Annotated in this window: 10 protein-coding genes; 8 read left to right on the forward strand and 2 right to left on the reverse strand. The window is 58.2% G+C overall.

Features of this window, described 5'->3' with window-relative positions:
- Positions 1 to 28: 28 nt before the first annotated feature.
- Positions 29 to 409, reverse strand: a complete 381-nt coding sequence (locus HNR46_RS02160) for a hypothetical protein (RefSeq protein ID WP_184015372.1) — start codon at positions 407 to 409, stop codon at positions 29 to 31.
- A 256-nt stretch (positions 410 to 665) separates the two neighbouring features.
- Between HNR46_RS02160 and HNR46_RS02165 the strand changes: the two genes are divergently transcribed.
- The 6 genes from HNR46_RS02165 to HNR46_RS02190 all read left to right on the forward strand — a co-directional run bounded on the left by HNR46_RS02165 (position 666) and on the right by HNR46_RS02190 (position 8,451).
- Positions 666 to 2,105 (forward strand): PQQ-dependent sugar dehydrogenase, encoded by a 1,440-nt coding sequence (locus HNR46_RS02165; protein WP_184015374.1) that lies wholly within the window; start codon positions 666 to 668, stop codon positions 2,103 to 2,105.
- 92 nt (positions 2,106 to 2,197) lie between these two features.
- Positions 2,198 to 2,599 carry a Fur family transcriptional regulator gene (locus HNR46_RS02170; protein ID WP_246417875.1) on the forward strand — a complete coding sequence of 134 codons (402 nt, stop codon included), beginning with the start codon at positions 2,198 to 2,200 and terminating at the stop codon, positions 2,597 to 2,599.
- A gap of 26 nt (positions 2,600 to 2,625) precedes the next feature.
- Positions 2,626 to 3,378 carry a Fe-S cluster assembly ATPase SufC gene (gene sufC, locus HNR46_RS02175; RefSeq protein ID WP_184015378.1) on the forward strand — a complete coding sequence of 251 codons (753 nt, stop codon included), beginning with the start codon at positions 2,626 to 2,628 and terminating at the stop codon, positions 3,376 to 3,378.
- A 52-nt stretch (positions 3,379 to 3,430) separates the two neighbouring features.
- Positions 3,431 to 4,867, forward strand: coding sequence for a Fe-S cluster assembly protein SufB (sufB, locus tag HNR46_RS02180; RefSeq protein ID WP_184015380.1), 1,437 nt, complete (start codon positions 3,431 to 3,433; stop codon positions 4,865 to 4,867).
- 45 nt (positions 4,868 to 4,912) lie between these two features.
- Positions 4,913 to 6,226 carry a Fe-S cluster assembly protein SufD gene (gene sufD, locus HNR46_RS02185; protein WP_184015382.1) on the forward strand — a complete coding sequence of 438 codons (1,314 nt, stop codon included), beginning with the start codon at positions 4,913 to 4,915 and terminating at the stop codon, positions 6,224 to 6,226.
- Positions 6,227 to 6,354: 128 nt separating this feature from the next.
- Entirely contained in the window at positions 6,355 to 8,451 is a 2,097-nt protein-coding gene (locus tag HNR46_RS02190) for a discoidin domain-containing protein (RefSeq protein WP_184015384.1), read from the forward strand.
- 17 nt (positions 8,452 to 8,468) lie between these two features.
- Here HNR46_RS02190 and HNR46_RS02195 read toward each other — a convergent pair whose 3' ends face one another.
- Entirely contained in the window at positions 8,469 to 11,054 is a 2,586-nt protein-coding gene (locus HNR46_RS02195) for a DUF3857 domain-containing protein (protein ID WP_184015385.1), read from the reverse strand.
- Positions 11,055 to 11,419: 365 nt separating this feature from the next.
- Between HNR46_RS02195 and HNR46_RS02200 the strand changes: the two genes are divergently transcribed.
- On the forward strand, positions 11,420 to 11,983 hold the full coding sequence (locus HNR46_RS02200) for a helix-turn-helix transcriptional regulator (protein ID WP_184015386.1): 564 nt from the start codon (positions 11,420 to 11,422) through the stop codon (positions 11,981 to 11,983).
- Positions 11,980 to 12,774, forward strand: coding sequence for a LuxR C-terminal-related transcriptional regulator (locus tag HNR46_RS21315; RefSeq protein WP_184015387.1), 795 nt, complete (start codon positions 11,980 to 11,982; stop codon positions 12,772 to 12,774). The genes HNR46_RS02200 and HNR46_RS21315 overlap by 4 nt, the downstream gene beginning before the upstream one ends.
- Positions 12,775 to 12,784 lie beyond the last annotated feature (10 nt).

Consider the following 12,784-nt stretch of genomic DNA (forward strand, 5'->3'; position numbering starts at 1 on the left):
GGTTCCGCCGCCTCATCGGCCGCTCTCCTTACAAAACCGTGTTCCACCACGGATCTCGGGCCAGCTCGATATGAATCGGCGGCCAGGCCTCACAGGCCATCTTGATCGACTTTCTTGCCGAGGCCATCCGGTCCGCCGCCACCTCCGAGTGCGCCCGCGCCGAATAAAAGCGAGCCACCGCTTCACGATCCCTCTCGCTGCCTTTTTCGAGCGCCTCTGCGACGCTCACGCCCATTTTCCAGGCCTGGCTTCCTTGACTGCACCGCAGACGGATCCGTAGCGCCTCCGGAGAACTCCGTTGCTCAACGGGCAACGACTGAATGGCCTCCCAGGCATCATGCCACATGCCGAGCATCGCATATCCTTCGGCTTCCTCCGTCATTGCCCGAATCGCTATCTCCGAATCCATCCTTTCTCAAGCACCCACTGGCATTTTCGCTCAACTGGGATGCGCGAGATTTCCCCGTCACCGCCTGGCGCACCCCAGCCCCCCCCACGAAGACCAAGGAGCCCTAGACGCTCCCAAACGATGGCACCGATCTCTTGGCGCTAAAGAATCTTCAGCCGCCCCCTGATTCACACGGAAGGCCCCATCGTCATCCCCGATTCGCGAATCACCGCTTTTTGCTGGGCTCCCGATCGGCAGTCGTTAGTGTTCAAGCCTTGTGAAATCTCTTTGCCTCGCCCTCTTCGGGGTCAGTGCCTCTGCCGCCCCACTTTTGGTGTCCGAGCCGCAGAACGCCGCTCTGGTCACCCCCCATCGCATCGAGACCGTCGCCAGCGGCCTGCGGGTCCCTTGGGAACTGCGACTTCTGCCTGATGGACGACAAATCTTTACCGAACGGGAGGGCCGCGTTCGGATCATCAAAGAAGGCCGACTTCTCGATGAACCCGCACTGACGCTGCCCGTTTCCGCTCGCATCAAAATGGGGCTTCTTGGCCTCGCCATCACACCCGAAGCCGTCACCCCACCTGCCGTCTTTCTTGCTTGGAATCGGGAAACCACTGAGGGCCACTTTGAACTCCGCGTCGAACGGTATCACTGGGATGGCGATCACCTCGTCGATCCTCATCCACTTCTCGAAGGCATTCCCGCTTGGGAAAACCATACCGGCTGCCGCCTCGAATGGGGCCCCGACAACAACCTCTGGGTCACCACCGGCGATGCCAACGACCCGCCACTCGCCCAAAACCTGGAGCGCCTCGCAGGGAAAATCCTGCGCATTCACCCCGATGGCACGATCCCCGAAGACAACCCGCTGGTCGGAGAGGCGAACGTCCGCACGCAAATCTGGTCCTACGGACATCGTAATCCCCAAGGCATCGCTTTCCAGCCCGGCACTGGCCGACTCTATGCCTCCGAGCACGGCCCCAACCACGGCGACGAACTCAATCTCGTCGAGAAAGGCGCCAATTATGGCTGGCCGATCATTTCCCACTCCCGCGAGGCCGAGGGCATGAAATCACCCCTCATCGAAATGACTCCTGCTGTCGGGCCGGGTCGACTCTTGTTTTATCAAGGCACCGCCTTCCCTGAACTCCGGGGCACCCTCCTCCTCGCCTGTCTCCGTGGCGCCTCCGTACTGCGCATTGCTCTTGATGGCGAGGGACATCCAGCATCCGTCGACCGCCTTTGGAACCAGAAATGGGGACGCATCCGCTTCATCACCGAGGCCCCCGACGGATCCCTTTGGATCTCCACCTCCATGTTCGATCCTCCTGAAGCTCATGGCAATGCACCCGACGATCGAATTCTCCGAATCGTCGCCGACCCCGCAGGCACCATCGAATCTCCCGTCACCTCCTCGGCTCCCGCTCCTCCCATCTTCACCCCGGAAACACGCGACCCGGCAACGCTCATTGCCTTCGCCTGTGCCGCCTGTCATGGCCCCGAGCTCCAAGGAGGCTTGCAGCGCAACCTCCTCTCCGGGGAGTGGAAGTTCGCCCACGACGACCAGGATCTTGAGCGAATCCTTTCCGAAGGACTCCCGCTCGCAGGGATGCCTCCCTCGAAGGATCTCTTGAATCCCGCGCAAATCCAGATCATCGCGGAGTTCATCCGCCACCACCGAAATTCGCCACAATCAGAACCGGAATCAAATTAGAATTATTCTTGCTCTTGTTCCAAGGGGGCCTACCTTCCGCGTCCCGCATGGTCTCTCCTACTCCAGATAGCAAGCCTGATCCGGCCGGCACAATGCCGGGCGAAATCGCAGGCCTGCGCATGACCAAGCAGCGCTGGGAAGTTTACCGTCTTTTGATGGATCAACGGGACCACCCCACGGCGAACGATGTCTTCATCCGCATCAAGGATCGGCTCCCCAACATCTCTCTCGCCACCGTTTACAATTGCCTCGAAGCGCTCACTCAACACGGCATCGTCCGTCAGGTGAATTTCGATCGGGAGCCTTCTCGCTTCTGCCCGAACCTAGAGGAGCACGGCCACTTTCACGATCGCAAATCCGGCTCGATCCACGACGTGACTTTCAAGCCCGGCATCAACTTGGCCGACTTGCTCGATCTCCCGCCCGGCACCGTGATCACCGATGTGGAGATCACCCTTCGCGGCGAACTGCCCGCTTCCACCACCGCTCACTGATTTCTCGACCACTTTTCATTCAAGCCATGTCCCTCGTCATCACCGACCTCCACGCCCAACTCGAAGACGGCACCGAAATCCTCAAAGGCGTCACCCTGGAAATCCCAGCCGGTGAAGTTCACGCCATCATGGGCCCGAACGGCTCCGGAAAATCGACCCTCTCCAAAGTCATCTCAGGCCACGAAGGCTACGAGGTGACCGCCGGTTCGGTGACTCTCGATGGCGAGGACATCCTCGAAATGAGCATCGACGAGCGTTCTCGCGCTGGCGTCTTCCTCGCCTTCCAATATCCGGCCGAAGTTCCCGGCGTTTCGAATGCCAACTTCATCCGCGCTGCCCTCCAAGCCCGCCTGCCCAAAGGACAGGAGCTGGATGCCGTCGCCTACTACAAGTCCCTCTACGAAAAGATGGACCTGCTCGAAATGGATCGAAAATTCACCGCCCGCGCCGTCAACGAGGGCTTCTCCGGCGGCGAGAAGAAGCGCAATGAGATCCTCCAGATGCTGATGCTCGAACCGAAGTACTGCATCCTCGACGAAACCGACTCCGGCCTCGATATCGACGCCCTCAAAATCGTCGCCAAGGGCGTCAACGCCATGCGCTCCACCGATCGCGGCATGCTGCTGATCACCCACTACCAACGGCTTCTCGATTACATCAAGCCCGACGTCGTCCATGTCATGTCCGCAGGCCGGATCGTCAAAACCGGCGGACCCGAGCTCGCCCTTGAGCTCGAAGAAAAAGGCTACGACTTCCTCAAGGAACTTACCGTCGCCTGAACCGTGGCGGCGGAACGCATCCGCCACGCCGAAACTCCAACTCCCGGCATCCATGTCTTACGATTCTTCCACCACCATCGACCAGGAAACGCAAACCGCGATCGACATCGACCGCAGCAAGGGGGACTTCAAATTCCCCGAGCGCCACAAATACGATGCCGGTCGTGGCCTGACCGAACGCACAGTCGATTACATCAGCGACGTCAAACAAGATCCCGAGTGGGTCCGCGAGTTCCGCCAAAAGGCACTCAAGGTGTTCCTCGAAAAACCCATGCCCACCAACTGGGCGACCAAGGACCTTGAGAACATCGATTTCGACAACATTCGCTACTATCTCTCCGACGGAGAGAAACCGAAGCGCTCCTGGGACGAAGTCCCTGAAGAAGTCCTCAAGACCTTCGACCGCCTTGGCATTCCCGAACAGGAACGAGCATTTCTGGCCGGGGTCGAGGCTCAATACGACTCCGAGGCTGCTTACTCCAACATGAAGGAGGAGCTCACCCAGCAAGGAGTGATCTTCGTCAACTCCACCGAAGGTCTCAAGGAATACGAAGAGGTATTCCGCCCCTGGTTCGGCAAGGTCATCCCCACGGGTGACAACAAGTTCTCCGCCCTCAACAGCGCTGTCTTTTCTGGTGGCTCCTTCATCTACATTCCCAAGGGAGTGAAGCTGAAGCAGCCCTTGCAGGCCTATTTCCGCATCAACTCGGAATCCTTTGGGCAATTCGAACGCACCCTCATCATTGCCGACGAAGGAGCTGAAGTCATGTACATGGAAGGCTGCACCGCTCCCAAGTTCGAGACCTCCACTCTCCACTCCGCGGTGGTCGAGCTGGTGGCCTTGAAAGGTGCTAAAATCCAATACGTCACAGTCCAAAACTGGAGCAGTAACGTCTACAACTTGGTCACCAAACGGGGCCTTGCGATGGAAGACGCCGAGGTCCGCTGGATTGACTGCAACATCGGCAGCCGCCTCACCATGAAATACCCCGGTGTCATCATGAAAGGCGAGCGCGCCCGCGGTGAGGTCATTTCCATCGCCCTGGCCAATTCCGGCCAGCATCAGGACACTGGCGCCAAAATGATCCACGCCGCCAACCACACGACCTCCAACGTGGTCTCCAAGTCCATCTCCGTCGGCGAGGGTCGCTCAACCTATCGCGGTCAGGTTCACATTCCCAAACACCTCAAAGGCTGCAAAAACAACACCGAGTGTGACGCCTTGCTCATCAACACCAAGAGCCGTACCGACACCTATCCGGCCATCACCGTGAAGGGCAATCAACACGCCACCCAACACGAGGCGAGTGTCTCTCAGGTGTCGGAAGAAATGCTCTTCTACATGCAGCAACGCGGGATCGACGAAGGCCACGCCATGTCCCTCGCCGTCAACGGCTTCATCAACGACCTCGTCCGTGAGTTCCCCATGGAATACTCCGTCGAACTCAAACGACTCATCGACCTCGAAATGGAGGGCTCGGTTGGCTGATCTTCAGTCGCTCAATTGCTCCCCGTTCACGGATCCCATTTTCCCATGTCCGCCACTCTGGAACCCACCGCCTCCATCCTCGATCTCGCCCCGGAAACCGCCCCGGACCTTCCCGCTTGGTTCGCCGAGCGGCAACGTGCCGCATGGCAGCGCTTTCTTGAGACGCCCGCGCCCACTCGCCGGGACGAAACCTGGCGCTTTTCCAACCTCAAGCAGCTCGACTTCTCTTCCTACCTCGCCGACGTCCCCGTCCCGGAAGATACCGGATCGATCATCGAAACTTCGGTGGGAGTCGAATCCCCGGCGGCGAAATATATTTTCGTCAACGAGACCTTGATTGAGATCGACTCCAAGTTGCCGGAGAACGTCATCTGCCTGCCACTCGCTGAAGCTCTCCTCCTGCATCCGGATCTCGTCGAAAAGACCTTCATGCTGCAGGACACCCGTCTCGGCTCGGCCAAGTGGGCGGCCCTCCATGAAGCACGGGTCTCCAATGGCCTTTTCGTGCACGTGCCCGATGGCGTCGAAGTGGAAGGGACCATTGAAGTCTTCCACTGGCTGGCTGGCGATCGAGCCGCCATCTTTCCCCACACCTTGATCGTCACCGGGGCGCAATCGAAGGTCCGCGTCATCGACTATTTTCAATCCGCCGAGTCGGAGCAGGAAGGACTTTGCATTGCCTTCAACGACCTCTGTGCAGGCCCCGGCTCGAAGCTCGACTACCTCGCGATCCAAGCCTTCAACGAGAAAACTCGGGTCATTCAGATCAATGAAACCGGCGTTGCGAAAGAAGCCTCGGCGACCGGCTTCATCCTCAACACGGGAGCCGCTTGGGCCCGCAATGAGGCCATGTCCCGCCTTACCGGGGAAGGATCTCGTTCCGACATGCTCAGCGTCAGCGTTCCCGCCCGCGAGCAGGAATTCGACCAGCGCACCTTCCAGCACCACGTTTCTCCCGGTGCTACCAGTGATCTGCTCTACAAGAACTCCCTCTACGATCGCGCCCGCACCATTTTCTCCGGGCTGATCTTTGTCGACGAAGGCGCCCATCGCACGGACGCCTATCAGACCTGCCGGAATCTCTTCATGAGCGAAGATGCCGAGGCCCATTCCATGCCGGGTCTCGAAATCAATGCAGATGACGTGAAATGCTCCCATGGCAGCACCAGCGCCCAGATCAGCGAGGAGGAGATCTTCTACCTGCGTGCCCGAGGCATCGACCCTCATCGCGCTCGCCAACTCATCGCCCGCGGATTCTCCGTGGAAGTGATCGAGCGTCTCGGAGACGAAAAAGTTGAAGAAACGGTGCTCCGCTTCCTCGACGACAAGTTTTCGCGCATCGCCGGCGGCGGCGCCTGAATCCGCCAATCTTTCCGTCCGCGGTGGGCCCATTCACCGCGGCGAAAGTCATTCTCAGCGCGGGATGAAAGCGATCCCGCAGCCCGATCGTAGGGTGGTTCCGCCGAACCCAGCGGCCACCCAAGATCATGCTTCCCAGCACCTGCCCGAACGTTTCGCGCGCCCTGCTTCTTGGGCTCGCCACCTTTCTGAACTGCCTACCGACCTCCGCCGCGACCGCTCCGGACCTTCACCAAGCGGGGCCGCCGGTTCATCGGCCAGACCGCGGGCTGGATTGGCCCGATGGCCAAGCCCTGCCCACGTTCGCCCAACCCGCCGAAGATCTGGACGCACTCATGGTGCAGCAACTCGCCCCAGACGAGCAGATCACTTTTTCCGCCTTCCAAGGCTTGGTCAATCGTACCCAACCCCGCTTTATCCTCCTTGATGAACGTGCCGGAGAAGGTCGCGACACCTGGCTCCAAACCAAGGGAATGGATGTCCGTCACTTCCATCTCCACGCCAAAGACAAACGCTTTGGCCTGATCGCCAAATATGCCACGGAATTGCGAGGGGTCGTGCTTTACGATCCCTCCCGGAGTCCCCATTTCCGGAATCTCGCGGGGACGGTTGCCGGCTTGGAACAAGCCCTTCCCGTCACTCCCGAAATTCTCCGCGAACTCCTCTCGGCAGGCTGGGATCCTAAAATCCTCGTTGATCTAACGGAGCTTCCTTTCACCACCTCCCGCGAGATCTACCAGCATCTCATCGAGAACTACTGGGAGAGATGCAACAAGCGCCTGATCATCAGCGCCCGTCCGGAAGATCACGGGGACCTCCATCACACCCGAGATCTCGCCGCCGCCTGCGGCGCGGCGGTCATTTGGTTGGACCCTCGCAACTCCCAGGAAAGAAAAGACCTCGGCCGCTTCTTTCAGGACATGAAGCCAGGCCATGCCATCGCTCTCGGCTGGTACAGCACCGAACGCTCGGGCATCACGGCCGCCTCAGAATATGGAATCGGCACGATGCCCGCCGACTTCTTCAATGGTGCCACGGTTTTTTCCGGTGGCCCCCGCGAGATCCATGTTCCTCCTGTGCCCAAAATGCCCCTTCTGGAAAATAAGGTGTACGTGGCCATGTTCATCAGCGATGGTGACAACATCCAGTATGTTCAGCACGCGATGCGAAGCTTCTGGGACCAGGGCGCCAACTTGCGCGGAAAGGTGCCCATGAATTGGACCATTGCCCCCGGATTGGTCGATATCGCCCCGGGGATGCTCAACTACTACTACGAAACCTCGACCCCCATGGAGTGCTTCGTCTCCGGCCCCTCAGGGATGGGCTACCTCATCCCCTTCAATACCCTCAAGGAAGAGGGAGCGGACGTGGGAGCCACCACCACACAACGGGAGCGGATGGACGGCTACACCCGCATGACCGGCAACTACATGGAACGCGCAGGCCTCCGAGTCACCACCATCTGGGATGATGCCACTCCGGATCAACGCGCCTCCTACGCCGAAAATTGCCGACAACTTTACGGACTCACCGTTCAGAACTTCCGCGACGTCCCCTCCGTCGCCAGCAGCGTAGAGGAGAAGCGACTCCGATTCGAAAAACTCGGCATCCCCTATGCTGGATCCTACGACCACATTCATGGCGACCTCACCCGCGCCATTGGCCGCTGGAATGGCAAGGAACCTCTATTCCTCGCCTACCAAATGGACGTCTGGCACGAAATGAAGCCTCAGCGTATTCTCGATCTCTATCACAACCTTCAGAAAGAATTCCCTGATCAGGTCGAATTCGTGCGTGCGGATCACTACTTCAATCTTCGAAACCAAGCCGAAGGCATTGCCTACAACCTCTGCATGGATCCCGAAACCACTGTCCGCTCCACCAGCGGCGATGGCACCACCGCCACCGATGGAACATCCCAAACCGAATGGACCAGCACCGTGCAGGAGCCTTGGATCGGACTGGACTTTGGATCCCCGCGCACCCTTCGCCGCTACCTCGTGCGCCATCTCCCTCACGAGGCCCGCGCGGCGAGCCTCGCCCTCCAAGTGAGTGAGGACGGAAAACGCTGGAATACGGTCGATACTCGCTTGGAAATCGAAGGCCCCGTCGATGATGTCGAGATCCCCCCCGTGCGCACCCGATACGCTCGTCTCCGCCTCGCACCCACGGCCAAAGGTCGAGCCGTGGGCATCGGAGATCTCGAGGTCTATGGCACTCGCTGAACGCCGGATTTCTCACGTCACCCTTCCCACTCGACCTGAGCAGGAATAGGCGGCGGCTCGCTCCCTGCCCGCCGCCGGTCAAAGGTCGCCTTCACTCGTTGCGACATCAGCATGTAGGCACTCCACAATACCAACGTGCCGACTCCCCGCCCAAGATCCCCGGTGGCACTCGTGTCCGATTCCATCCCGTCCAGTCCCGTTTCCAATTGGATCAACACGCTGCCGGCGATCGTACCCACCACTCCCACCACAAGATACACATAGGGAAAAGAAGTCCGCCTCTGAATGAGCAGCACCAGTAGCAATACCTGAATCACGAAAACAAACGCGTTCAGAAAGGCCCCGCTGGCAATGTAAAGGCGCCATCCCCCAAACCCGCTTTCAGCCTGAAGGATCGGAGCAGCATCCTGGAGAATCGTGTAAAACGACCCCACATGGATCAAGGACACGAAGGGGCCGATCACCACACCAATCGTTGGTAGCACAAGCCAGCCCGAAATCCCGACGGGAGCGTCGTCCGTCGCCTCCCGCCCAAGCGGATCCCAAAACCACAGCGCGAGACCCACCAGCACTCCCAGCAGGCTCCCCACCAGCGCTCCTCCGGCAAAAATCATTTTGCCCAGCCCCACGTCGCTCTCCACACCCTCCGCGATCGCCGCCTCATTTTGATCCACGACGGACTCGTCCGTATGCCAAATCTGAAACGGCAGGTTGTCCTCGACGCGCTTCATCGATTTCACAAAACCTCGGAATTTCGTCGACTTGACGACTCCTGACCGGGACTCAAACCGATGATCGAGGATCACCCTCCTGCCCTCCTTCTGGACTACCCCTTGATAGACAAACGCCGGATCCTCAATGACATCTTCAGATTCCTCCACCTGCCACTCCTCAGGCAGGTCGACCTCGATCCGCTCGTGAAACTTCAAAGGATACTCTTGCGCATACAGAGAGGAGCGATTCTCCATCGCCGGAAACCTCAAACGCGACCGAAGACAGACGGGAGAAATCCAAGCATTCCACTTCGAGGCATCCTCATCCCGTTGCCAGAACTCCGGCAACTCGTAGTGCTCAATCACTTCGATGCGGTTGAGCGTCTCATCGTCATTCACTTCCACCGTTTCTGAAGCTTCAATCCCAACCCAACTCGTGGCATAAAAATCCCGATATTCTTGGGTGACCTTTTCACGCGACCGTTCGGAAAGATAGGAACGCAACGAATCGGCTTCCGCACCCGTCGCCACGGTCACCACCCTCAATCGGGCTCCGCCTTGCTTGCTCAAGACCGTGAAATGTTCCTCCACGTCAATCCCATCCACCTGTTCTCCCCGGGGTTCCACCTGCGTCAGGTCTTCCTCGCCATGGCGGACCACAAAAGCCTTCCCGTAGTTCGGCGTGAACATCTCTGCCAAAGGTCCCCGCCGATAGGTAGCCGTCGGATCAAGCCAGTAATCCTTCCCCCCATGATGCAGGCACACCACAAAGTGATCAAATGCCCCGTGACCGGGCAAATAACTCTCCACACCCCTCCGTCGGCTGGAATTCACAAGGGCAGGTGAGGCATCATACCCCAGCTCTTTCAGCATGGCCAAAGTCAGCATGCCCTTATCCTTGCAGTCGCCAAATCGCCTTCGGCAAATCTCCTCAAGTCGATAAGGCTCATGAGTATGCTCCCCAAAAAAGCTGCCAAGGTAGCGGATGTTCTTCTGAACCCAGCGCAACACGGAGAGAATCTTCTGCTCATCGTCCCCAGGCATGTCTCGAATCGATTCGCACACCTCCGCCACTTCCTTCGGCAAAGCCTCTGACTTAGAAAACAGTGGATGGGCCCACTCCCCAAAGGCTTCCCAACTCGGATAATCGGAAACCTCCCACCACGGATAGTCAAAGACCCAAACGGGCGTTCCTTCCTCAGGGTTCCACGCCGCCACCTCTTGGTCCTCCCACAACAACTGCTTGAGCTCCCCTCGTTGACTCTGCTGCAAGCCTGTCACTTCCGGGCCGTGGAACTTCCATGCAAGTTTCCGCTTTTCAGGATCCCATACGATGCTGCGACTCAAATGGTCGACCGGAGTTCCAAATCCTAACCGCTGGAAATGATGAACATGCCCGCCAAAAACCGGATTGGCCCCTCGGATACTGAAGGCATAGCTCAAAACATCCCCCGGCCGTAAATCCTCCAGCACCACCAAGGCCGTCAAGGCGCCACTATACAGCTGCTCCTCCATGCCCTCCTCACGGCGAAGAATTTGCACTTCGGCATCCGCCAAACGATCATCGATTTCTCCGTCACGCAAAATGGATAACTCGTGCAATTCCAGCACCTCATACTCAGGCTGAAATTCGAAGGTGAGTTGGGAGTATTCCTCGACTCCCGACTCATTCAATAGGCCAACCACGTAACGTTCATATCTTTGCGCCTCTTCAAGATGCCTCTGCAAATCGACGAGGTAATAGTGCAGAGAACCGTCATCGTTCTCGCTTTTTTTCACCTCGCGGGATTGCACCCATTCAGGAGTCGGAGTTTTACCAACCATTTCCTCTGCCGGGCACAAAGTCGTCCCGACCAGAAACAAAAAGATCAACACCCACCAATCACGCATGCCATCCGACTAGGCCCCACCACGCTTTCCGGCAACCCTCATTTGCCTTCGCGCCCCCTTTCCAAAGCTTCTAACCCTCAAACTGACAAATACTCCCGTTGGCCCAGCGCATGGAAAAGAGAAAGCAATGGCACCGCAATACCCTTTCCACTGACGTGGACCAACGAGAGAAATTCCGTCACGGGGGAGACATGAAATCCCCCCGCGAACAACCGATGAAATCCAATCAGAACCCTTGTCTTCAGGAAAGCCCCCAAATCCTATCCCCCAAATCAGGGGGGCCATATGGGATTGCTGATCTCTTTGCCCATCTTCCCATGCATTGACTCTACCATGCATGTCTACCAAGCTTTTGGCTCGGGAACATGAAGGGAGAGTCACGCCATTGGACGGAAGAGGAGGTGCGAGCCGTCGTTGGCATCCTCGGGCGCTCGGGGATTCGTCGCGATACCTTTGCCCAAAGATCGGAAAGACTCCTTTCCGAGTTGGCCGATTGGTTAGAAGCTGAGGGATGGCATACGAGCCATGGCCCTAGGGAAGTCATCCGGCGTGGAAGACCACGCGATCACGGAGATGAGAAATTCGATTGGCATGATGGTCCCTTAAGGTTCTCAGCCCATCGCACCACACCGTTCTGCCCACGCAAAAGCACCCTCGCCTCCATCTTGCTCCGACAGTGCCCATGGCTGGCGGAAGCTCTCATAGCTCCTGAGGTCTCAGACGCTCCTCCTACCCGTGAAACCCGCCAAGCCCAAGTGCTGGCGAGCTTGATCGTCGGCCAAAGCCGCAAACAAATCGCGGAGCGTCTCGGCATTTCCATCAACACCGTCGCAGGATATGTGCGCGATCTCTACCGCGTTCACGGCGTATCCAGCCAAGCCCGATTGATCCAAAAGGCGTCCCGCCAATCTCTGAAGCCAAATTTGTGAAATACGATCCCCCCCAGTCCCGCCCCTCTCTCCCCCAACCCGATGTTGAAGCCATCCTTTCTCTCCTTTCCGAAACCTGCAAACTTCCCTCCCGCAATGCTCAGATCCGAACTTTAATGAATGGGCTCGTCCGGCTCATTGATGCCAAATCTTGGGTCTGGGGAGTGAGTGTCAGATTGGAGGCCGATTCACTGCCGACTTGGCTTCTCCACCTTTACGGGGGATTTGATGAAGAAAGTTATGCGAAGTTCGTTCGCGCCCAAGAACATCCCGACATGCAGTGGCTTACGGCTCCCTATGTCGAGTTGCTCATGCAAACGGATGGCCAGCTCACTCGAAGTCGCCAACAAACGGATCCCGACAATCTCTATCGCAAAAGCTCCGTAAGAGCACTCTGGGAAGCCGCAGGAGTCGAACCTGGACTCCTCTCCTGCAAGGTTCTCAACCCTTCCACAGTGAGCGGTGTTGCCATCTATCGCCGCCCCAAGGAGCCCCTTTTCGAAGAACGGGAGCGCCTGATCACCCACATTCTCCTCACCGAGGTTCCTTGGCTCCATCAGCCAACTCCCGAAGACGTGGGAGTGCCGGTTCGCAAACTCAGCCCCCGCAGGCTCACCATTTGCAATCTCCTTGCCCAAGGCATGAGCCGGGCGGCGATCGCAGAACACCTCGGGATTAAGGAAAGCACCGTCAACTCCTACACCAAGGAGATCTTCAAGGTGTTTGGTGTGCATTCCCAACCGGAGCTGATGACTCGGCTCCATGCCGACGATCATCCGGCGGATTCTTGAGGCGCCGTTC

The sequence above is a fragment of the Haloferula luteola genome, from assembly GCF_014201715.1.
Taxonomy (GTDB): domain Bacteria; phylum Verrucomicrobiota; class Verrucomicrobiia; order Verrucomicrobiales; family Akkermansiaceae; genus Haloferula; species Haloferula luteola.